We start from the raw sequence: 21349 nt of genomic DNA, 5'->3' as shown, positions 1-21349 counted from the left end.
AGTATCATTGGAAAGATTGGATGCAGAGATAATGCGGTTCAAAATTCTGCATCATATTTTTCTCATTTTTTTATTAAGACGGTTTTCTGCTCTTTTCAGTCAATCTTCCTTAGTTTTTCTTTCCCTGTACACGTAATTCCTATGGGATAAAACAGTTTCTGGATAACCGTGTTTGGATTACCGTCTTTTTGCTTTCCAGCACCTCACCAATCTCCCCGAGACATCCCGTAGTTTCTGCGGCTCTTTACACACGTCCGTTCTCTCCAGGCACGATTTAAAGTAGGAACAGCCCGAAAAACTATCCGGCAGCGTTCCCTCCTTTTCCGGCAGCACAACCTCAAGTGTCGTATAATGTACTGCGTCCAGAAGAGCACGCGTATACGGATGCAGAGGTCGATCAAATACATCCTTTCCCTCTTCAACAATCTCACCTGCATACATCACCAGTACCCGGTCCGAAACAGCTTTAGCTACATCCAGGTCATGCGTAATAAACACCAGTCCTAGACCGCGTTTTTTCTGAATCTCTTTGAGCATCGTCACAATAAACGCCTGAACTGACACATCGAGCATCGAGGTCGCTTCATCACAGACCAGCAGTTCAGGCTTCAAAGCAAGTGCCCTGGAAATTACCACCCTCTGCAGTTCTCCCCCTGACAACTCATGCGGATATCGGGGTTTGTGCTCTTTAGAAAGCCCCACCTCTGCAAACAGGGCATCTACCTTTACTGAAATCTCCTCTCTGGAAAAAGCTCCCGATATCACCAGCGGCTCGGCAACAGACCGCTCAACCGCCCATCTCGGATCAACCACATCATCAGGATTCTGGGGGATCAGCTGGATTTTTCCCATAAACTTCTGAAGATTCTTCCAGCTCAGCCCTGTCAGTTTCGTCCCGTCGAAAAACACTTCCCCGGAAGCCGGTTCAAGTTGCTGGACAAGCAGTTTTGCAAGCGTTGATTTCCCACACCCCGACTCCCCGACGATAGCCACCGTCTCGCCCGGAAAAATCTCAAGATCAACTCCGCAGACGGCTGTTTTTTTGACGGTTTTTATCAACCCGGAAGTGTAAACATAACGCAGATTCTCTGCCTTAAGCATACATCCAGCACCTCACACACCTTCCATCCAGTTCCACAACTGGCGGATTCTTCAGGCACCTGTCTGTTTTATACGGGCACCGCGGATGAAACCTGCAGCCTTCCGGTACCTCAATCATCGAAGGTGACGAGCCCGGAATCGGGTGCATACCGCGCTCCGGCACCGCATCCAGAAGCGCTTTTGAATATGGATGCAGAGGCTCTTCGAAAAAAGCGTCCTTTCCTGCAATCTCTATAATTTGCCCGCAGTAGTTTACCGCGATTCTGTCCGACATCGCCCGGGCAAAACCTACATCATGAGTAATTAAAAGAAACGCACAGCCTTTCGAGGCAACCTTCTGAAAAATTGCCGCAATATTGCGCCTCTTCAGAACATCAACACCTTTTGTCGGTTCATCAGCTATAATCAGTTCAGGGTCTGCAGCCGTTCCCATTGCAACCATTGCCCGTTGCAGCATTCCGCCGCTGTACTGGAACGGATATTCCCTTTCCCTCACTTCAGGAGGGATAATATCAAAATACTTCAGAGCCTGGCATGTCCTGGACTTTGCATCCTCTTTACCCATTCCAAGATGTGCGCGCATTGGCTCTGCAACCTGAGTGCCAACCCTGATTCCGGGGTTCATCGAAAGATACGGGTTCTGGGCAATTGATCCTACCTTTTTGCCACGGACTTTCTGCATCTCTTTTTCGGAAAGAGCCGATATTTCCATCCCGTCAAGTTCCACTTTCCCGGAAAACATCGCATTCGGGGGTAGCAGCCGCATTATTGCCTGGCCAAGAATTGACTTGCCGCTTCCGGATTCCCCAATCAGTGAAAATACCTCATGTTTATTAATAAAAAACGCTGCATCATCAACTGCGCGAACGGTACCCTGTCCGGTTGGGATTGATACGGAAACACCGGATACTTTCAGTAGCACATCAGACACATCAGACCCTCCCTTCAAGCTCAAGATTTTTCATCTTCTGGTCAAGTGTATCCCGCAGCCCATCGCCGAAATAGTTGAACGCAAGCACGGTCATCATAATAAAAAGCCCCGGAAAAAACATTATCCAGGGAGCAGTTGTGAAATATGTTCTTCCTGCATCCAGCATCGCACCCCATTCAGGTGTTGACGGCTGCACCCCAAGCCCGAGGAAACTTAAACCGGCTGCTGCTAGAATCACATTCCCGATTCCAAGCGATGCCATAATCAAAACCGGAGAGAGTATGTTTGGTAGAACATGCTTTATCATTACATAGGTGTTTGAAGCCCCAATCCACCGGGCTGCCTGGACATAGCCTTTTGTCTTGACATCAAGCGTCGAACCGCGTGCAACTCTCGCAAACACTGTCCACTCGACAGCAATTAAAGCAAGCATCATGTTTTCCATCCCCTGTCCCAGAAACGCTGTAATTGCAAGTGCCAGAAACATCGACGGAAATGCAAGGAAACTATCCGTCAGCCGCATGATAATCTCATCCAGCCACCCGCCGTAATACCCTGCCAGAACGCCAAGTGCCACCCCGATTGCAAGTGAAACATTGACAACTGTAAATCCGATGAAAAGGGATGCCTGTGCACCGTACATCACCATTGTCAGGATATCACGGCCGAGGTGATCGGTCCCGAACAGGTGGTCAGGAGACGGAGGCTGCAGACGGTTCTGCAGGTCCTTTTCCGTGTAGTCATACGGAGCCAGAACATTGGCAAAGACGGCCATGAAAATAAGTCCTCCAAGAATTATCAGGGAAAGAGCAATTTGCCTGTTTTTAAGAAGTTCTATCATAGCGTATCTCCGGGTTTGCCCAAACGTAGACCAGGTCTACAAAGAAGTTGATCAGGAGGAAAATGACGGCAACAAAGAGTACTGAGCCCTGTACCATCATATAATCGTGGGAAAGAATTGAGTTCACCACAAGATTTCCAATACCTGACCATCCAAAAATTGTTTCAACAACAACCGAGCCGTTTAAGAGGAAACCAATCGACAGCCCAACCACCGTTATAACCGGGACAAGCGCGTTTTTCAAGGCATGTCTGATGATAACTATCTTTTCCGAAAGTCCTTTCCCACGTGCGGTTTGGATGTACTCCTTCTCCATGACATCCAGCATGTTTGAACGGATCATCCGCATCATTACGGCTGCCGACCCTGTTCCAAGGACAGTTGCAGGCAAAATCATGTAGCTGATCTCTGTCCCGTGCCCGAACCCGGATGCAGGTAGCCAGTGAAGGCTTACCGAGAAAAGAATTATCATCATATAGGCCTGCCAGAAATTCGGTATGGATACCCCAAAAAGAGCTCCAAAGCGGCAGGCATCGTCAATAACCGTGTTATGTTTCAGAGCTGAAACTACGCCAAACGGAATGGCAATAACAAGAGCAATTACAAGGGCGAGAACGGAAAGTGTCAGCGTATTTTTAAATGCGTTCAGGACAGTTTCAAACACCGGCTGTTCGCTCATATATGAGTAGCCAAAGTCCCCTACAACCGCGCCTTTGAGCCAGTTCAGATACTGAACGTAAAATGGCTGGTCAAGCCCGTGGGCTATACGGAATGCTTCAACAGCTGCCTCATCATATCCGCCCGAGGGACTCGTCATCATAATCTCTGCCGGGTCGCCCGGAGCGATGTAGATAAGTGAGAAACTCATAAATGAGATTAATATGAGAACCGGGCTGAGATACAGAGCTCGGTGTATTAAATAATCTTTCAGCATTACAGTGCCTCTGGAAAATTTTAGTCCTTCCTCAACATTTTTTTCCGGTGGCAAGGTACGGGACAGATAAATAGTCATAACCTTCCGGATCGCATCTTTTCATATACACGGCATACTCGGGAAGAGATTTCCAGGAGACTTCCGAAAACCTGTTATTTTCCATGATGGCCGTAATCATTTCAGGCGAGTTGCTGTCATAAAGAGGAAGATACTCAATTAACTCATCGTGATTTCTTTCTTCCTGGTTGTAATTCTTGTTTGGAACATACCCTGGCTGAAACCATTGGCCGTCGATTGCAAGAATCCTGCCTCCGGGTACCAGGACTCTCCGGCATTCATTGAAGAATTTGTCATGATCCGTGAGCGTCCATAACAGATGTATATTTACGATAATATCGAATATACGGTCTTCAAAAGGCAGGTTTTCTCCGTCCCCTTTAACAAACTTAATTGACAAATTACGGTTCTTTGCCCCTTCTTTTGCACGTGCGAGCATCTCTTCCGAGATATCAAGAGTGGTGACATTATGCCCCATCTGGGCAAAAACAAAGGTCTGAATGCCAGGTCCCGTTCCGATATCAAGGACATTGAGTTTTTTTCCTGCCGGCAGCTTCTCTGAAAAGAGGTTTTTCATAAGGAGAATCTCTTCATCAAGGTGGTCACGATGCATCTTCCGGTAACTTGGACTAATCTTATTCCAGTGCACTGTAATTTTGTCTTTCATTTTTAATCCTTCAGGCAGGCTCCATTTCATTTTTAATGGACGTGTAATACCTTTTTGCAAATAACATCAAAGCTGCGACCTGCAAACGGTAGCTTTTCCTCATTTCCTCCTACAGATTTATGCAAATCCTATGTCCCTTGTGATGATTGTATACTCGTTCGGATACATCACAAAGCCTTCAACATTTGAGGAAAGGGCATAGATTTCGTTGGCATAGAATACGGGCAGTACTGGTACATCTTCCTGAATCTGTCTCTGGACCTTTTCATACAGTTCGGTCCGTTTTTCTTTGTCAGGTTCGTTTCTCGCTTCGAGAATCCATTCGTCTACCTGAGGGTTTGAATAACGGATCCAGCCTGATGCATAGCTTCCGGTAGAGAGAAAATGAGTTGAGAGGAAGTAATCGGGATCTCCGATCGGGGCTGTGTTCCATGCGCTGAGGGATAAATCATATGTTCCTGCAAGAGCGTTTTCTTTAAGTGCGGTGCTTTCCAGAATTGTAACCTGTGAAGTGATGCCAATGTCTTCTAGCTCTGAAGCGATTATTTCTGCACTCGGCTGAAGAGCTGCACGTTTATTGTAGGTCTGGATCTCAACGGTGAAGGGTTTCCCGTTGTAGTAGAGTTTTCCGTCCTCACCTTTTGTGATTCCTGCTTCTTCGAAGAGTTCCAGAGCTTTTTCAGGGTTATATTCGTAGGATTTAATCTGGTCGTTTGCGTTCCATGGCATAGTATTTGTGAATACCCCAGTTGCCGGAATACCGGAGACTCCTTCCAGTGCTGTATCCACGATTTCCTGGCGGTTTATCGCATAAGAGAGGGCTTGGCGGACTCTTGTATCATTGAATGGGGCTTTGGCGCCATTTACATAAAGGAAGTACATGCGTAGGGTTTCCCTGGAGGTGACGTTTATATCAGGATTATTCTGAAGTGTTGAATACTCGCTCTGGAGTGGATCTCTGGCAATATCGACATCTCCTGATTTTATCAGCATGGTCCTGGCCGTGCTGTCTTTATTATACTGTATGAGTACGCGGTCAACTTTGACCTCCCCACCCCAGTAATCAGGATTCTTTTCGAGTTCAAGGCTTGTACTCGGTTCGAAGGATACAAATTTGAAGGGGCCTGTTCCAACCGGTTCGGTGTCAGGGCTTTCAGCGTTCGGACTTATAATGGACATGATAGGGTCTACAAGGGATGAAATTAGTGGAGTGCAAGTGCCGTTGGTTTCAATAATAATGGTGTAATTCCCGGTTTTTCGTACATCTTTGATAAAGGAGTACTCGTATGATCTGCTGTTTGAGGGGTCAAGTACTCTATTCATTGAAAACAGTACCGCATCTGCATCCATTTTTGTTCCGTCGTGGAAAGCTACACCTTTACGAAGTTGGATTTCCCATTCTGTATCGTTTAACTGTTTGTAGCCGGATGCAAGTTTGGGCATGAGATTCATATCTGCGTCGTAGTAAAACAGGGTTTCATAGATGCCTGCCTGATGAACATACCACCCAGTCCAGCCGTTGGCAGGGTCAAGACTGCCGCCTGTGTCGGGGCCTTCGTTAAAAACTACTCGGAGGACTTTTTCTTCAGCTCCCTCAGTATCAACACATCCTGCACAGAGCAGTGCAACAATCAGAATTAAGGCAATGGCAGGGAAGGAGAGGTTTGTTTTTTGTATATTGAATTTCATCATTAACACCAATGTGCATAAATACTTTGTATACTTTTGAACTGTTTTTTAAGAAATCATGTAAGAAGTCATGTACGAAGTCATGTACGAAGTCATGTATGATGTATATTCAAAGTGTGTGATTTTATTCTATATCTGTATATTTAAAGTGCATGATTTTATTCTATATATTCATAGATAGTGTGATAAAATGCAATTTTTTTTTGAATTAGGGACTATCCAGTAAGCTGTATTGTTGATCTGACAGATATTGTGTTGCCGGGTTTAATCAGACTATTTTTTGAGAAATACTGAGTTTAATCGGGAGATACAAACGCTAGCTGTCAAAGCTGGACTAAATGCACGAATAAATAATAAAGTTTTCATTTGCTCTTCATTCCAAAATTATATATCTGTTCGTTGAAGGACTGATTTTCTGATACGTTTTCATTCCATGGTTTGCACTATAGTCGCAATATCAGGCTCTTTCACCCATTAATTTCTAATCTCTTTTCCTAACACGGCTTTCTCCATCTAAATCGTTTTTATCCATTTTTTTCTATTTTTATGCCATACAGGATATATGTATAAACTAATTGCTATCTATTCAATTTTAATTATGAAATATGATGCATATATATTAGAATATTGTTAATCATGATGATATATCTACAATATCTTTATAAATAGTAACACTAAATTATATTATAGTCTTACTCTATAGGAGATTACATCAAAAATTGATCTTGAATGATTGGATGAACGAAACAAAGTGTCTGGACAATGTATCCAAAGGTTCCGGATAGAATATCCTGATGCCAATTTTACTTGAGGGACAGAGTATGAAAAATAATATAGTAGAATACTGGGACTTCAGAAGTTCTGATTATCACACAGAATATGCTCATTGTATAGATGAGGAAATGGATGTCTGGAAATCCATTTTTTCTGAAATTCTGCTAACGGATAAAAAAATCCGTGCATTGGAAGTTGGAACAGGTCCCGGGATTCTTGCTATTTCTCTTGCTGCCATGGGACACGATGTAACAGGGGTTGATTTGTCAGAAAGTATGCTTGGAAAAGCAGATGCAAATGCCAGAGAAAAGGGAGTAAATATCTCGTTGTTGCAGGGAGATGCAGAAAAAATTCCTCTTAAAGATGGAGAGTATGATTTTGTTTTTAGCAAGTATCTTCTCTGGACTCTGCCTCAACCGGATAAGTTTCTGGATGAACACTCACGGTTATTAAAAGATGGGGGTCTTATGATGATAATTGATGGTTTGTGGTTCCAGAATCCTGATGGAACGGAGAAGGAATGCAGCCGATTCTCTCGGTTTGATGAGTTGTATGCCGATGTTAAGCCGAATTTGCCCCTTGCGAAAAACAATACACCTGAGAGGATAACTGACCTTGTACAATCCCATGGATTTGAGGTTGTTTCATGGAGGTTTTTGGATGATTACTTTTCTTTTTTGGAACGAAATGATCCGCCCGGTCATGCAGCAGCATATACCCAGCCTCCGCATATGATTCTTGCAAAGAAAATAAGTCAGGGACGGTGATGAAAGGCGAGAGATCGAGCTTGAAAGCGGAACCAACCAGATGGAATATACGGACATTGCTTCCGAAATTATTCCTGCATCGGTTATGGTCGAAGATCCTGAAAACCGCGAGGTGACTGTGCTTGAACAGAACTATGAGTATGACCATGTGAGCAGTTCCGGTTTGCTTGAAAGTTACCTCGGGAGGGATATTACGGTAATGGGCATAAGTGGTGATGCATGACCACTATACAAATGTAGAAATGGTTTGAATTCTAATACAGCCTTTTAGAGGGTGAACCTGAAGTAAAAAGGGATTCCAGAGCTGAATTCGTCGTAAGATTCAAAGCGGAAGAAAAGCAGTACAAAAAAAAGCAGTAAGAATATGTCTTTCGATAAATTTGTTTACCTGTCACCTTTTTTATATTAATTATAAGACTTATAATGTCCAACAATTTTAAGTTTCCGAAAATCTTAACCTGAATCCGATTAAATGATTGATTATCTGATATAACCTGAATCCGATTAAGTGATTGATTATCTGATATAACCTGAATCCGATTAAGTGATTGATTTTATCTGATATAACCTGAGTCCGATTAAATGATTGATTTTATCTGATTAAATAATTAGTTGTGTAATTAATAAGTGAGTTGTGTAATTAATAAGTGATATCAATTGATGCTTCATTTTTGGAGAGGTGGCTGTCGGGAAAGCGGTGAGTGATTTAAGATCGGGGCAAAATTTGCCGTTTAACCCGAATCTGTGGAAAAACAAATTGAATTTAACTTTACTTTTTAAAAAGTGAAAATTCTCGTACATATAGCTTTCCGGAAGATGCGGAATAATTTATGTATAAATTCAACACGTATTAAATAAATTTAATCACTGTTTCCAAGAATATGGGGGAAAAAAGTAAACCTAGCATAAACTATAAATAGTATAGCTATAATTAGAGGGTTGCACCGGCGTAAGAGGTGCTCCCTGATGCAGCGGGGCAACAGGGTGGCATGCTAAGAAATTAGCCTTCAATGGTGCAAAATTCAGATGTGGAGAAATAAACAAACTGGGCCCGTAGCTCAGTCAGGCAGAGCGACTGGCTTTTAACCAGTCGGCCTAGGGTTCAAATCCCTACGGGCCCGCCATGTTCTTTATTACAACCGGCGGATAGGCCATCCGCAGGAAATGTCAGCAAATTTTTTGAGATGCTTTATTTTTGGAGGAAAGGATTTGACAAAATTCAGCCTGCTCGACCATGAGTCAGTCCCAAAACATGAAATAATTGCAGAGGGCGAATTGAAGTCTGTTTTAAGCAAATATTCAATTGAAAAGGAACAGCTTCCGAAAATTAAAGTGCATGATCCTGTTAGTAAAGAAATAGGAGCTGTCGTCGGAGATGTTGTGAAAATCACAAGGAAAAGTCAAACTGCAGGGGAGGCAGACTATTACAGACTTGTGATCGAGTAAGCGGAGGGGGAGTTAAAACCGCTTGCATGACTAAATTTTTTTTCACTGGATATCTTTTTGAATCCCATGCACCATCATACGGAAAGATTCAACGGCTGCATAAAGATCTTATGCATACGGAAAGATTCAACGGCTGCATAAAGATCTTAGGATCATCGTTTATTGATTTTCATTTTAACAAAGCAAAGAGGGTGCTATCATCGCGTTAGAAAGCAGTATACTGTCGCAGGCTTATTTTACACGGGACAAGATAGTGCAGCACCATATAGACTCATTTAACAAGTTTATAGATTACGGGCTGCAAAAAATAATTGATGAACAGAGGATAATAGAAACAGACATTGAAGACACCTTTCTTAAACTCGGCAAGATCCGGGTAGAGCATCCGGTGGTAAAGGAGGCAGACGGGGCAATCGAAAAGCTTTATCCCAACGAAGGAAGGCTCAGGAACCTCTCTTATTCAGGCCCTCTCTATTTGGAGATGAGTGTCGTAAAAGAAGGGATAGAGTCCGACGTACTGGAGGCAAAAATCGGGCAGCTCCCTATTATGGTAAAATCCAAAATCTGCAACCTTCTCGGGCTTAATGATGCCGAAAAAGTTCGCTATGGAGAAGACCCTCTGGACCCTGGTGGATATTTCATTATCGGAGGTACGGAAAGGGTAGTCATGACCCTGGAAGACCTTGCCCCTAACAAAATCCTTGTTGAGTACGGAGAACGTTACGGGGACTCTATAGAGGTTGCAAAGGTCTTCTCCCAGAAAAGAGGATACAGGGCACTCGTAATTGTTGAAAGAGGGAGAAAGTCTCTGCTTGAGGTGTCTTTCCCCTCAATATCCGGTAGAGTGTACTTTATTACACTTATGAGGGCACTCGGGATAGTAACTGACGAAGACATCGTAAATGCAGTTTCAAGTGATCCCGAAATTATCAAGTTCATGCTGGAAAACCTTGAAGAAGCCGAAGTCGAAACCCAGGAAGAAGCAATCGAGAAGATTGGGGCGAGGGTTGCTGCAGGGCAGGCCAAGGAGTACCAGATTAAAAGAGCAAACTACGTTATTGACAGGTATCTTTTCCCCCACCTCGGAAACGACATTAAAGATAGGACCTCAAAGGCCCATTTCCTGGCAAGAATGGCTGAATCCTGTTTTGAGCTTGCACTTGGCAAGCGTACTGAAGATGACAAGGACCACTATGCAAACAAAAGGCTGAAACTTGCAGGCGACCTGATGGAAGACCTCTTCAGGGTATCTTTCAACAGGTTGGCAAGGGACATAAAGTACCAGCTTGAACGCGCAAACATGAGAAACAGGGAACTGAATGTCGCCACTATTGTAAGGGCAGATGTCCTGACTGACCGCCTGCAGCACCCCCTGGCAACAGGAAACTGGGTTGGAGGAAGGACCGGTGTTTCCCAGCTTCTTGACCGGAATGACTACATCTCTACCCTTTCACATCTGCGTCGTGTAATTTCACCGCTTTCCCGTGCCCAGCCTCACTTTGAAGCCCGAGACCTGCACGCAACTCAGTGGGGACGGCTCTGCCCTTCCGAGACTCCTGAAGGTCCGAATTGTGGTCTCGTGAAAAACTTTGCTCAGATGGTTGAACTCTCTACGGGAATAGAGGAGATAGAGAGCATTAAAAAAATACTCTACGACGTTAATGTCGAAAAAGTAGTTGTAAAGGCGCCCGAAATCCCGGCGAGAATAAAAGAAATATTGCTCGATGAATTCGGGGAAGAGATTGTTGAAGAGTTTGAAGAAACTCCGGAACCTGAAACCAAATACAAAGATGATGACTTCTACGATTATTCAGATGTGGACGACTCCGGATCACTGTTCGGGGACTGAGGGGTTGATGTCAGATGACTAAAGCAAAAGTATTCATAAATGGAGAGCTCGTCGGGACCCATGACAACCCTGCGGAACTCGTAGAAGAGCTCCGAAAGATGAGGCGGCAGGGGTTCATATCCAAGCAGGTCAACATAGCTCTTAATGACAACACCAGGGAAGTAATTATAAACTCCGATATGGGCCGGGCAAGAAGGCCTCTTGTAGTTGTAGAAAACGGAGCTTTGAAGGTAACTGAAGAGCACATAAAGAAACTGAAGAACAAAGAAATCACCTTTGAGGACCTCGTAAAAGAGGGCTGTGTGGAGTATCTGGACGCAGAAGAGGAAGAAAATGCATACATTGCACTCTATGAGTCTGATATTAACTCCAAGCACACCCATATGGAGATAGACCCTGAACTTATGCTCGGGATCTGTACCGGTATGGTCCCCTATCCAGAACACAACGCATCCCCGCGTAACACCATGGGTGCAGCCATGATCAAGCAGTGCATCGGAGTATCCACAGCAAACCAGAAGCTCAGGCCGGATACCCGTGCCCACGTCCTGCATTATCCGCAGAGAGCGCTTACAAGGACAAGGACTTCCTCAGCAATCGGTTTTGATGACAGACCTGCAGGGCAGAACTTTGTGGTTGCAATCCTTTCATACGAAGGGTATAACATTGAAGATGCTCTGATTTTCAACAAGGGTTCAATCGAGAGAGGGCTTGGAAGAAGCCATTTCCTCAGGACCTTTGAAGGGGAAGAAAGGAGGTATCCTGGTGGGCAGGAAGACAAGTTCGAGATTCCTGACTCCGAATACCGTGGAGCCCGCAGCGCTGATGCGTATGCAAATCTTGACATCGACGGGCTTGTAAACCCTGAGACCCCCGTAGGCCCAAATGATGTGCTTATAGGAAAGACCAGCCCTCCAAGATTCCTGGAAGAGCCTTCAGACTTCGGGATTGCAGTTGAACAGAGGAGAGAAAGCTCTGTCACCATGCGGTCCAACGAAATGGGGATTGTGGACACTGTCATTCTTACAGAATCCATTAACGGGACCCGCCTTGCAAAGGTAAAGGTAAGGGACGAGAGAATTCCCGATATCGGAGATAAGTTCGCTTCCAGGCATGGGCAAAAAGGCGTTATTGGCTTAAAAGTCCCGATTGCTGACATGCCGTTTACGGAATCAGGTCTGACTCCGGACCTGATGATTAACCCGCATGCAATTCCTTCACGTATGACTGTAGGGCACGTTCTGGAAATGATTGGTGGAAAAGTAGGTTCCATGGAAGGCAGAAGAGTGAATGCAACAGCCTTCTCAGGAGAAAACGAAGACGACCTTAGAGAAGCCTTGAAAAAACACGGCTTTGCCCATACAGGAAAAGAGGTTTTTTATGATGGGGCAACAGGCAGGATGATCCCTGCAGATGTCTTCGTTGGTGTAATCCTTTACCAGAAACTGCACCACATGGTCACCTCCAAGATGCATGCAAGGTCCCGTGGCCCTGTACAGGTGCTCACCCGCCAGCCGACTGAAGGTCGAGCCAGGGAGGGTGGTCTCAGGTTCGGTGAAATGGAGCGTGACGTGCTGGTAGGGCACGGAGCCGCCATGTCCTTAAAAGAAAGATTGCTGGACGAGTCTGACAAAGTGGTTGAACTTGTCTGCTCGCACTGCGGAATGATTGCAACGTACGACAAGCAGCGAAACGTCTCTTTCTGTTCAGCCTGCGGTGCTGACACGGACATATATCCCGTGGAGATGAGCTACGCGTTCAAGCTGTTACTGGATGAAATTAAGTCCCTTGGTGTTGCTCCAAGGCTTAATCTTGAAGATGCTGTATAAGGTGAGGTGGACATATGGCAAACGTACCTCCGATTCCGAAAAGAATTGCTTCTATCAAATTCGGTTTAATGTCCCCAAAAGAAATCCGTAAGATGAGTGCAACGCCTATTATCACGGCTGACACTTATGATGACGACGGGTTTCCAATTGACATGGGGCTTATGGACACAAAACTCGGGGTAATTGACCCCGGGCTTCGCTGCAAGACATGCTCCGGCAGGGCGGGCGAATGTCCTGGACACTTCGGGCACATTGAACTTGTTGCCCCTGTTGTCCATGTTGGTTTTAACAAAGTAATCAGAAAACTCCTCAGGGCAACCTGCAGAAAATGCAGCAGGATTCTGCTGGAACCGGCCCAGAAACAACAGTTTCTGGATCAACTCGTTGCAGTTGAAGAAATCGGGCACATGCCTGATGATCTCATTAATGAGGCATATAAAGAAGCCAGCAAGATAAAGAGCTGCCCATACTGTAATGAGGAACAGCTCGAAATAAAATTCGAAAAGCCCAGCGAATACCTGGAAAACGGGGAGAAGCTGACCCCTACCGAGATCAGGGACCGCTTTGAGAACATCCCTGACGAGGACATCAAAGTTATCGGGATGGACCCGAAGAATGCAAGACCAGAGTGGATGATCCTCACAGTTTTGCCTGTGCCCCCTGTTACGGTGCGCCCTTCGATCACCCTTGAATCCGGGCAGCGCAGTGAAGACGACCTGACCCACAAGCTGGTGGACATCATCAGGATCAACCAGAGATTCCAGGAAAACAGGGAGGCGGGAGCCCCACAGCTTATCATTGAGGACCTGTGGGAGCTTCTTCAGTATCACGTTACTACATTCTTTGATAACTCGGTTTCAGGAATACCCCCTGCAAGACATAGATCAGGCAGACCTCTTAAGACGCTTTCCCAGCGTTTGAAAGGTAAAGAAGGAAGGTTCAGAGGAAGTTTGTCAGGTAAGCGTGTTAACTTTTCTGCCCGTACCGTTATCTCCCCTGACCCGAACCTGAGCATAAATGAAGTTGGCGTCCCCATGCCCATTGCACGGATTCTGACAATGCCAGCAGTGGTGACCAAAAGGAACATCGAACAGCTTAAGGTCTTTGTAAGGAACGGCGAAGACATTCACCCCGGAGCAAATTATGTACTCAGGTCCGACGGCAGGCGCATAAAGGTAACCAATATGAACAAGGACGACCTTGCCGAGAAGCTGGAATTCGGCTGGACTGTGGAACGACAGTTAAAAGACGGCGACACCGTGCTCTTCAACAGGCAGCCTTCTTTGCACAAGATGAGTATTATGGCCCATTCCGTAAAGGTTCTGCCTAACAAAACATTCAGGCTGAACCCTGCGGTCTGCCCCCCTTACAACGCTGACTTTGACGGAGACGAAATGAACATGCATGCCCTCCAGACCGAAGAGTCAAGGGCCGAGGCAAAGATCCTCATGCAGGTTCAGGAAAACATCCTCTCCCCGCGTTTCGGAGGCCCCATTATCGGTGGTATTCACGACCACATTTCAGGGCTTTTCCTGCTGACCCGTTTTGAAAACCATATTACCAGTTACGAGGCTTATGACCTTCTGAGGAAGAGCCGCGCACGCAACCTGCCTGAACCTGCCGGCCACGACGAAGATGGGAAACCTTACTGGACAGGAAAACAGATTTTCAGCCAGATCCTGCCTGAAGACCTTAATACAGAGTTCACAGCCCAGGTCTGTGCACACTGCGATACCTGTAAAAAAGAAGAATGTCCTAACGATGCCTATGTAGTAATCCGGAATGGTGAACTCCTTATGGGCACTATAGACGAAGCGGCCATTGGGGCATTCAAAGGAAAAATTCAGGACCGCATTATCAAGGAAATCGGTCCCGAAGCCGGGTCTAGGTTTATAGATGATATGACCAAGCTTGCAATCCGGGCGATCATGCGGACAGGCCTGAGTTTCGGAATAGCTGACGAAGATATTCCTAAAGAAGCCAGAATCCAGATCAATGAGGTTCTCAGTAAAGCTGAAGACGCTGTGCAGAACCTTATCAAATCTTACATAAATAAAGAGCTTGAACCCCTCCCCGGAAGAACCCTTGATGAAACAATTGAAATGAGCATCATGCAGAAGCTCGGAAAGGCCAGAGACGAGACCGGTGGAATTGCAGACAGCCACATGGGGCTTGAAAATTCAGCAGTTATCATGGCGCGTTCAGGAGCTCGAGGTTCCATTCTGAACCTTACCCAGATGGCAGCCTGTGTTGGCCAGCAGGCAGTGCGTGGAGAGCGCATTCGCAGAGGCTACGCAGGCAGGACTCTGACCCACTTCCAGGAAGGTGACCTGGGATCGGATGCTCACGGGTTCGTCAAGGCAAGTTACAAGAGCGGGTTAAACCCGACAGAGTATTTCTTCCACGCAATCGGTGGTAGAGAAGGTCTTGTGGACACTGCGGTCAGGACATCACAGTCCGGGTACCTGCAGAGAAGACTTGTCAACGCCCTTCAGGACCTTGAAGTCCAGTACGACCTTACAGTCAGGGACACCAGAGGTGTGCTTGTGCAGTTCAAGTACGGGGAAGATGGGATTAACCCAACAAAAAGCGACTTCAGCAAGCCTGAGACCATCCACAGGATTGTCCGTTCTGTGGTAAACAAGGAGGTGGCATGATGAGTATTAGTGAAGCTACCATAGACAGCATGATAAAGGACCTGCCGTTTCCTTCTAACATATTAAACACCCTGAGAGAAGATGTTCTCAAAGCCGGGGTAAGCAAGAAAGAAATGGAAGAAATCATCGAAAAGATGATGGAAGAATATGATGCCTCATGCATTGAACCCTGTGATGCTGCGGGCGTTGTCGCAGCCCAGTCAATAGGAGAACCGGGCACACAGATGACGATGCGTACCTTCCACTATGCCGGTGTGGCCGAGATTAACGTTACTCTCGGTCTTCCCCGCCTTATTGAAATCGTGGATGCCCGGAAGATTCCGAGCACTCCTATGATGACAATAGCCCTTTCCAAAGATAATCCTGAGGATTATGCTTATGACAGGGAAAAGACAAGAGCCCTGGCCTGGGAGATTGAGGCAACCAAAATCGATCACATCGCCGACGTGACCACCGACCTCTCCCAGATGAAACTTATAATAGACCTGCACGAAAAGGCAATGGAAGGCAGGAATATTACAATAGACCAGGTGAAGGAGAAGTTCAACGAAGAGCTGAATGTACTGGTCAGCATCTCTCCTGATATAGATAACCAGATAGTCATCACTCCGGGAGAGCCTTCTTACAGAGAGCTGCTCCAGCTTGCAAAAAGCATCCACAATGTAACCCTCAAGGGCATAGAAGGGATCAAGAGAGTGGTGGTCAGAAAGGAGGGGGAAGAGTACACCCTTTATACAGAAGGTTCGGCTCTGCGCGATGTGCTTCAGTTTGAAGGGGTGGACAAGACAAGAACCAGCACAAACAACATTAATGAAATCTACGAAGTGCTGGGAGTTGAGGCTGCAAGAAACGCAATAATCAAGGAAGCCACAGATACCCTGCGCGAACAGGGCCTTACCGTCGATATCCGGCACATTATGCTTGTGTCAGACCTCATGACCTGTGACGGAGAAGTAAAACAGATCGGCAGGCATGGAATTTCGGGTGAAAAGGCAAGTGTATTTGCCCGTGCAGCTTTCGAAGTTACTGTCAATCATCTCCTGGATGCAGGCATGCGTGGAGATGTGGACAAGCTGGAGGGTGTCACAGAAAATATCATTGTTGGTCAGCCAATTCGTATGGGCACCGGAGATGTGCACCTTGTAAGCAGAAGAGCAGAAAAAGTTGTAGCTGAGGAAATTGAGGCAGAAGAATGAAGGCATGATGAAAAAAAACCCGGCTTTGACCTATAATTATTTAAATATATAACCTGATAGAAGACAAGTCCAGATCAGGTATACATTACCTTAACAGACTTCATCAAATCCTGCTGCAGAAACTTGAGTCAGCGAGGCTCATAACCAGAAAATTGATATAAGGCATCAGGTATTTAGAGTACCATATACTCACCAAGCTTGAAATCTTTATGTAGAAAGAGATAGAGTAGACGAGCTAATTTGAGACAGAGTTGATGAAAATGAAGATCAATGTTGATAAATCTCTTATCAAGGCTGTGAAAACAGGAAACGTAATAGTTGGAGCCAACCGGACCGTGGATGCAGCAGCAAGCGGCTCAGCAAAAATGGTGGTCCTGGCATCAAACTGCCCCGAAGACATTAAAAAGAAAATCCAGGCAACAAATGTCCTGGTCCTGGAATACGAAGGCACAAGTGTAGAACTCGGGCCCGTATGCGGAAAACCCTTCACGATTGCAGCCATGGCAATCCTCGATGCAGGAGAATCGGATATCCTGGCAGCTATAGCTTGATAAAAAGGAGTTGCAACGTCTTGGGTGAAATAAGACTTACTGCAGAAAGCATCCAGTACATTGCATTGTTTGAAAACATGACCCGAGCCAAAATACTTGACTGTATTCCGGAAGAGGAAAGGCTTGTGTATGTTGTAAAGCAGGGCGATATGGGGCTTGCAATAGGCAAAAACGGAGAGCATATAAACCGTGTTAAAAAAGCCCTGGACAAACCAATTGAGCTTGTGGAGTATTCAGAGGATCCTGTAACTTTTATAAAGAATGCCTTCGGACCGGTATCCGTAAGTTCAGTAAACTTTACAACTAAAAATGGCAAGCGATTAGCTTATGTAGAGGTACCCAATAAAGAAAAGGGGCTTGCCATCGGTCGCAACGGCAAGAACATAGAGAAAGTGAAGATGCTTGCCCGTCGTCACCACACTATAGAAGATGTGATCCTGCAATAATATCTCATTAATTTACGTTGATCCATTAATCCGGCGTTGAAGGACAATTCTGGCATTTAATGCCACAATAGGAAACTGTGATCAATTTTTAACTGGAGAAATTTACAATGGCTAAAGGAAAATTTGCAGCTAATATTCTAAAACAAACCAGGAAAGATGCCCGCTGGAAAGATAACTACTACAGCAGGCGTGTTCTTGGTCTAAACGTGAAAGCTGACCCTCTTGGTGGCGCACCGCAGGGCCGGGGTATAGTATTAGAGAAAGTAGGAGTTGAAGCCAAACAGCCGAACTCCGCAATCCGAAAATGCGTAAGGATCCAGCTCATTAAAAACGGGCGTCAGGTAACTGCATTCTGTCCTGGAGACGGCGCAGTAAACTTCATTGATGAACACGATGAAGTTACCGTGGAAAGAATCGGAGGCCGCATGGGCGGTGCTATGGGTGACATTCCCGGTGTACGTTTCAAGGTAATTGCCGTAAACAACGTGTCCCTGGACCAGATGGTCATCGGAAGATTGGAAAAGCCCAGGAGATGATTTTTGTGTACAAAATATTCGGCAAATGGGATCCAACGGAAGTTGAAGTCAGAGACCCTGGAATTAAGCGCTACGTCAGCCTTGCTCCTGTAATCGTTCCCCATAGCAGTGGAAAGCATGCCAGGCAGCAGTTTAACAAATCAGAAATTTCCATTGTTGAACGCCTGGTAAACAACCTGATGAGGACCGAAGTTAACAGCGGAAAGAAGCAGGTGACCCTCCGTGCAGTCGAAGAAGCTCTGGACATTGTGAACAGGAAAACCCAGCAGAACCCAATCCAGGTTCTCGTGGAAGCCATTTCCAATGCCGGCCCCAGAGAAGAAGTAGTCAGGCTGAAGTACGGCGGGATCTCCGTTCCAAAAGCAGTTGATACTGCACCTCAGAGGCGTGTGGACACTGCTCTGCGCTACATCAGCATGGGAACAAATGCCGCAGCTTTCAAATCCAAGCGCTCTGTCGCAGAATGTCTTGCAACCGAGCTCATCGGCGCTGCAAACCGCGATACGAAATCCTTCTCTATCAACAGAAAGGATGCAAAGGAAAGAGTTGCAAAGGCAGCACGCTAACCAATTGTGCGGGTTGCCCGATTTAAAAAGTGATTTTATAACTAAACTATTATACTTGTTTAAAAAGGTATTAGCATGGGACGAAGGAAGAAAATGGTCGAGCGCGTAACGACGCTCATGAATGAACCAGAAAAAATCCGAAATATCGGTATCGTTGCGCACATTGACCACGGAAAAACCACATTATCGGACAACCTGTTAGCAGGTGCCGGCATGATTTCAAAGGAACTTGCCGGAAGACAGTTATTCATGGACTCCGATGAAGAGGAACAGGAAAGAGGTATTACAATCGATGCCTCTAACGTTTCCATGGTTCACACTTACAATAATGAAGACTACCTGATCAATCTAATTGACACTCCCGGGCACGTTGACTTTGGTGGAGACGTTACCCGTGCCATGAGGGCAGTGGATGGTGCAGTCGTGGTCGTGGACGCAGTAGAAGGCACAATGCCCCAGACTGAGACTGTGCTGAGGCAAGCCCTGAGAGAACACGTCAGACCCGTACTTTTCGTTAACAAGGTAGACAGGTTGATCAATGAGCTGCAGGTTGATTCTCAGGAAATGCAGGTTCGCCTTGGTAAAGTAATTGACCACGTGAACAAGCTCATCAAGAACATGAATCCGGAGAAGTTCAAGGCAGGCTGGAAAGTAGATGCAGCAGCCGGAACCGTAGCATTTGGCTCCGCCCTTTATAACTGGGCAATCAGTGTGCCTATGATGCAGAAGACCGGGATCTCATTTACAAATGTATATGATTATTGTAAGGCAGAGGACATGAAGGCACTGGCAGAAAAGTGCCCTCTGCATGCAACTGTCCTTGATATGGTCATCAGGTTCCTGCCAAATCCTCTTGAAGCCCAGAAGGGAAGGGTACCTACTATCTGGCACGGCGATGCTAACTCTGAAATTGGCAAATCCATGGCCAGTGCAAATGCAGATGGTGACCTTGCTTTCATGGTAACGGACATTTCCATAGACCCCCATGCAGGAGAGGTTGCAACCGGAAGGTTGTTCAGCGGGTCTTTTTCCCGCGGAATGGAAGTTTACATATCCGGTACTGCAAGAAAGAGCAGAGTCCAGCAGGTAGGTATTTTCATGGGTCCCGAAAGGCTCGAAGTGGAGAAAATCCCTGCAGGAAACATTGCTGCAGTTACGGGTTTAAAAGATGCAATCGTGGGGTCCACAGTTACAACCCTTGATGGTATGACACCTTTCGAAAGCATCAGGCACGTAAGCGAACCTGTGGTGACTGTGGCTGTGGAAGCCAAGCACACCAAAGATCTGCCCAAACTCGTTGAAGTCCTCAGGCAGGTAGCAAAGGAAGACCCGACTCTTCAGATAACTCTGGATGAGGAAACCGGGGAACACCTGATGGCAGGTATGGGAGAACTTCACCTGGAAGTCATCGCTCACAGGATCCAGAGAGATAAGAATGTGGAAATCACCACAAGTAAGCCTATTGTGGTCTACAGGGAAACCATCAAGAAAAAGATCGAACCTGTAGAAGGAAAGTCCCCTAACAGGCATAACAGGTTCTATATTTATGTGGAACCCCTTGACACTGCAATTGTCGAGATGATCAAGTCCGGCGATATCAGCATGAACCTACCTGAGCTTGAGCGCAGGCAGAAGCTCATCGAACTCGGCATGGGGAAAGAAGAAGCAAAAGGCATTGTTGGCATCCACAATTCCAACATCTTTATAGACATTACCAAGGGTATCCAGTATCTGAACGAGACAATGGAACTGATCCTCGATGGGTTCGAAGAAGTTATGCGTGCTGGTCCTCTCACAAGAGAGCCTGTGGCAAACATGAAATGCGTACTAGTAGATGCAAAACTTCACGAAGACGCCATCCACAGGGGTCCGGCTCAGGTCATCCCTGCAGCAAGACAGGCAATCCAAGCAGGGATGCTTATGGCAGAAGACTGCCTTCTCGAACCTTATCAGAAGGTCTTTGTCCAGGTACCTCAGCTCACAATGGGTGGTGCAACAAAAGAACTCCAGGGTCGTCGTGGAATTATTCTTAATATGACTACAGAAGGAGACCTGGCAATTATCGAGGCAAGGGTGCCTGTGGCCGAGATGTTCGGATTTGCAGGTGAAATCAGGTCAGCAACCGAAGGACGTGCTATGTGGAGTACTGAATTCGGAGGCTTTGATATTGTGCCAACCAGCATCCAGACTGAAGTAGTAGGTCAGATCAGAGAGAGAAAAGGCTTGAAGAGAGACCTTCCCAAAGCTTCTGACTACCTTTCAATGTAAGCGGAATATTTTCCGCTTCTCCTTATTTAAGCTACAAACTTTTTGAGGCAAAACTCTCTACGAATCTCAAAAGATAAAGGTCCAGAAATCTTGATGGATCTCAAAATCATTGACGAGTAAAGTCGATGGGAAAGGTTTAAAACAAGGTATGCCTATAATGGGGAAAACAGTCCAGGCCGCTGGAAATTCAAATTACGTTGACCCGATAAATGTTCAAAACGGGATATTATAAGTAATGGTTGAA

18 protein-coding genes and 1 tRNA gene are annotated in these 21349 nt (G+C 45.9%); 13 read left to right on the top strand and 6 right to left on the bottom strand.

The window, feature by feature from the left end:
* Positions 1–177: 177 nt before the first annotated feature.
* The 6 genes from MSWH1_RS11780 to MSWH1_RS11755 all read right to left on the bottom strand — a co-directional run bounded on the left by MSWH1_RS11780 (position 178) and on the right by MSWH1_RS11755 (position 6223).
* Complete coding sequence (locus MSWH1_RS11780) at positions 178–1101, bottom strand: ABC transporter ATP-binding protein (protein ID WP_048128766.1); 924 nt, start codon at positions 1099–1101, stop codon at positions 178–180.
* On the bottom strand, positions 1094–2032 hold the full coding sequence (locus tag MSWH1_RS11775) for an ABC transporter ATP-binding protein (RefSeq protein WP_048128764.1): 939 nt from the start codon (positions 2030–2032) through the stop codon (positions 1094–1096). The genes MSWH1_RS11780 and MSWH1_RS11775 overlap by 8 nt, the downstream gene beginning before the upstream one ends.
* 1 nt (position 2033) lies before the next feature.
* Positions 2034–2873 (bottom strand): nickel transporter permease, encoded by an 840-nt coding sequence (nikC, locus tag MSWH1_RS11770; RefSeq protein WP_048128762.1) that lies wholly within the window; start codon positions 2871–2873, stop codon positions 2034–2036.
* On the bottom strand, positions 2857–3807 hold the full coding sequence (gene nikB, locus MSWH1_RS11765) for a nickel ABC transporter permease (protein ID WP_082088244.1): 951 nt from the start codon (positions 3805–3807) through the stop codon (positions 2857–2859). Before nikB ends, nikC begins: the two co-directional genes overlap by 17 nt.
* A 31-nt stretch (positions 3808–3838) precedes the next feature.
* A complete protein-coding gene (locus tag MSWH1_RS11760) occupies positions 3839–4531 on the bottom strand; it encodes a class I SAM-dependent methyltransferase (protein ID WP_048130470.1) in 693 nt (230 codons plus the stop codon).
* Between the two features lie 117 nt (positions 4532–4648).
* Entirely contained in the window at positions 4649–6223 is a 1575-nt protein-coding gene (locus tag MSWH1_RS11755) for an ABC transporter substrate-binding protein (RefSeq protein WP_048128761.1), read from the bottom strand.
* Positions 6224–7014: 791 nt separating this feature from the next.
* On the opposite strand from MSWH1_RS11755, the gene MSWH1_RS11750 reads away from it, so the two are divergent.
* From MSWH1_RS11750 to MSWH1_RS11690, 13 genes are all read left to right on the top strand, one after another.
* Complete coding sequence (locus MSWH1_RS11750; protein ID WP_369798526.1) at positions 7015–7761, top strand: class I SAM-dependent methyltransferase; 747 nt, start codon at positions 7015–7017, stop codon at positions 7759–7761.
* Between the two features lie 40 nt (positions 7762–7801).
* Positions 7802–7984, top strand: a complete 183-nt coding sequence (locus MSWH1_RS11745; RefSeq protein ID WP_048128758.1) for a hypothetical protein — start codon at positions 7802–7804, stop codon at positions 7982–7984.
* A gap of 824 nt (positions 7985–8808) precedes the next feature.
* Positions 8809–8885 (top strand) — tRNA-Lys (locus MSWH1_RS11740).
* A gap of 85 nt (positions 8886–8970) precedes the next feature.
* The gene (locus MSWH1_RS11735; RefSeq protein WP_048130468.1) at positions 8971–9207 is read left to right on the top strand and encodes a DNA-directed RNA polymerase subunit H; all 237 of its coding nucleotides are present in this window, start codon (positions 8971–8973) and stop codon (positions 9205–9207) included.
* A 253-nt stretch (positions 9208–9460) separates the two neighbouring features.
* Positions 9461–11056: a DNA-directed RNA polymerase subunit B'' gene (locus MSWH1_RS11730; RefSeq protein WP_048128757.1), complete on the top strand. Its 1596-nt coding sequence runs from the start codon at positions 9461–9463 to the stop codon at positions 11054–11056.
* Between the two features lie 14 nt (positions 11057–11070).
* Positions 11071–12885, top strand: coding sequence for a DNA-directed RNA polymerase subunit B (gene rpoB / locus MSWH1_RS11725; RefSeq protein ID WP_048128756.1), 1815 nt, complete (start codon positions 11071–11073; stop codon positions 12883–12885).
* 14 nt (positions 12886–12899) lie between these two features.
* Positions 12900–15542 carry a DNA-directed RNA polymerase subunit A' gene (locus MSWH1_RS11720; RefSeq protein WP_048128755.1) on the top strand — a complete coding sequence of 881 codons (2643 nt, stop codon included), beginning with the start codon at positions 12900–12902 and terminating at the stop codon, positions 15540–15542.
* Positions 15542–16738, top strand: coding sequence for a DNA-directed RNA polymerase subunit A'' (rpoA2, locus tag MSWH1_RS11715; RefSeq protein WP_048128753.1), 1197 nt, complete (start codon positions 15542–15544; stop codon positions 16736–16738). Before MSWH1_RS11720 ends, rpoA2 begins: the two co-directional genes overlap by 1 nt.
* A gap of 254 nt (positions 16739–16992) precedes the next feature.
* Positions 16993–17289 (top strand): 50S ribosomal protein L30e, encoded by a 297-nt coding sequence (locus MSWH1_RS11710; protein ID WP_082088124.1) that lies wholly within the window; start codon positions 16993–16995, stop codon positions 17287–17289.
* Positions 17290–17309: 20 nt separating this feature from the next.
* On the top strand, positions 17310–17735 hold the full coding sequence (locus MSWH1_RS11705) for a NusA-like transcription termination signal-binding factor (RefSeq protein WP_048128749.1): 426 nt from the start codon (positions 17310–17312) through the stop codon (positions 17733–17735).
* Between the two features lie 107 nt (positions 17736–17842).
* Entirely contained in the window at positions 17843–18271 is a 429-nt protein-coding gene (locus tag MSWH1_RS11700) for a 30S ribosomal protein S12 (protein WP_048128748.1), read from the top strand.
* Positions 18268–18837: a 30S ribosomal protein S7 gene (locus tag MSWH1_RS11695; RefSeq protein WP_048128746.1), complete on the top strand. Its 570-nt coding sequence runs from the start codon at positions 18268–18270 to the stop codon at positions 18835–18837. Before MSWH1_RS11700 ends, MSWH1_RS11695 begins: the two co-directional genes overlap by 4 nt.
* 75 nt (positions 18838–18912) lie before the next feature.
* The gene (locus tag MSWH1_RS11690) at positions 18913–21105 is read left to right on the top strand and encodes an elongation factor EF-2 (RefSeq protein WP_048128745.1); all 2193 of its coding nucleotides are present in this window, start codon (positions 18913–18915) and stop codon (positions 21103–21105) included.
* The last annotated feature ends 244 nt before the right edge of the window (positions 21106–21349 follow it).

Source organism: Methanosarcina sp. WH1 (assembly GCF_000970005.1).
GTDB lineage: Archaea > Halobacteriota > Methanosarcinia > Methanosarcinales > Methanosarcinaceae > Methanosarcina.
This window is presented reverse-complemented; position numbering and strand designations above follow the sequence as displayed.